Source organism: Peribacillus sp. NPDC056705, assembly GCF_043656335.1.
Genome location: NZ_JBHTYI010000143.1, coordinates 1 through 1753 on the forward strand (window position 1 = coordinate 1; position 1753 = coordinate 1753).

At 49.2% G+C, this 1753-nt stretch carries 3 protein-coding genes; all 3 read left to right on the plus strand.

What is annotated here, in order from left to right:
- A partial coding sequence (locus ACFRAK_RS28305) for a winged helix-turn-helix domain-containing protein (RefSeq protein ID WP_394573084.1) occupies positions 1-273 on the plus strand: 273 nt, incomplete at its 5' end.
- A complete protein-coding gene (locus ACFRAK_RS28310) occupies positions 266-1360 on the plus strand; it encodes a sensor histidine kinase (protein ID WP_394573085.1) in 1095 nt (364 codons plus the stop codon). The genes ACFRAK_RS28305 and ACFRAK_RS28310, both read left to right, overlap by 8 nt.
- The coding region (locus ACFRAK_RS28315; RefSeq protein ID WP_394573086.1) for a LytS/YhcK type 5TM receptor domain-containing protein at positions 1326-1753 on the plus strand (428 nt) is incomplete at its 3' end. The genes ACFRAK_RS28310 and ACFRAK_RS28315, both read left to right, overlap by 35 nt.

The window sequence follows — 1753 nt, forward strand, 5'->3', positions numbered from 1 at the left end:
GAAATCAATCGGTCCACTCATGAAGTGACAGCGGGCGATAAAGCGATCGCCCTTACGGCTCGCGAGTTCGACATTCTCTACTTGCTTGCCCGCCAACCGGGGCGGATCTTCAGCAGCGAGGATATTTTCCAACAGGTGTGGAAAGAGAAATACTATGTATCTAACAATACCGTCATGGTCCATATCAGTAATCTGAGGGACAAGCTTGAGAAAGAACTGGGTTACAAGCTCATTCAAACCGTCTGGGGAGTTGGGTACAAGATTCATGCGTAAACTTCAGTGGAAAATCATTATGCTGTTCTTTCTCAGCGGCGCCTTAACGTTAGCCATTCTGTTCATTACGCAGCAATTGATGCGATTGATTGGGAAGGAGATGTGGCGGGAATCGTGGGTGCAGAGCCTGTTCTATGTCAATCGGTCCTTGCAGAATTTCTTCGGGTTCCCCGTTGTCGCGACCGTGATCGGTATCCTGCTCTTTATCGGTATGGTACTGCTGCTCAGCCAAGGAACCATTCGTCAGATCAACCAATTGATGCTGGGCACCAAACGGTTAGCCCGAGGTGAGCTGGACGAGGAAATCGTCGTAAGCTCGAACGATGAGCTTGGACAAACGGCGGTACAGATCAATCAGATGGCGAAGCAGCTCAAGCTCTCGCTCGCTGAGGAGAGAACAGCCGTCCAGTCCAAGAATGAGCTGATCAGCAACGTCTCCCACGACCTGCGTACCCCGCTGACGTCCATCATCGGTTATCTGCGTCTGGTCAATGAAGATCAGTATAAAGATGAGGTTGAACTGCGTTATTATACGGATATTGCGTACGATAAGTCTCTTCGGTTAGGCCGGCTCGTGAACGATCTGTTCGAATACACACGGATGGGGTACTCCCCTATCAATCGTGCAAATATCAATTTGGTGGAACTACTCGGCCAACTGGCTGTGGACTTCTCCTTACCCGGTCAAACGGATCAGGTTAAAGTCGTCTTTACCCCGTCCACGGAGAAGATCATGATCTCATCGGATGGAGATAAATTAATGCGTACTTTCGAGAACCTGCTCGCCAATGCAGTCAGACACGGCAAAGATGCGGCAAGAGTCGATCTAAACGTATCCCGCGATTCCGTTCATGCCATCGTACAAGTCATCAATTATGGCTCGCCTATTCCGCAACAGGCGATTCCGCATCTCTTCGAACGATTCTACCGTGTAGATGAATCCCGAACTGCGCAGACCGGCGGTTCCGGACTGGGCTTAGCGATTGTGAAGGCGATCATTGACGCCCATCACGGGACCATTCATGTCACGAGCAATACCGAGATGACGATGTTTGAAGTGCGCCTTCCTTTGCAAGCCGTGCAATAAATTAAGAAAAAATCCGGAATCCGTATTTACTATTCGACATACAATTCCATTATCCGATAAAATAGGGATGACTGTCCTCTTGGCCCTGTCCGCTCTGACAGGGGTACTTGAAAGGAATGAATTTCGTCCCATGACTAATATATTGTTCACCAATTTCTGCATACTCGTCACATTCCTATATGCCTCCGGCTTGTTATCCAAGCGATATGTAACCGGGGTCACGTCGCCCTCCACCACCGTGAAGATTAATGCCGGGCTGTTATTTGGCATCTACGGCATTATACTAATGTACTACTCGTTTCCGATCGACCCTCGTTTTTTTGCTGATTTACGTCACTTGGCGATCGTGGTGATCGCTACTTATTTAGGTTGGCTGCCCTCCCTGATTGCGGG

Excerpts from the sequence above, each read along its gene's own strand:
- ACFRAK_RS28310 (WP_394573085.1), top strand. The coding sequence starts at position 266 with ATGCGTAAACTTCAGTGGAAAATCATTATGCTGTTCTTTCTCAGCGGC.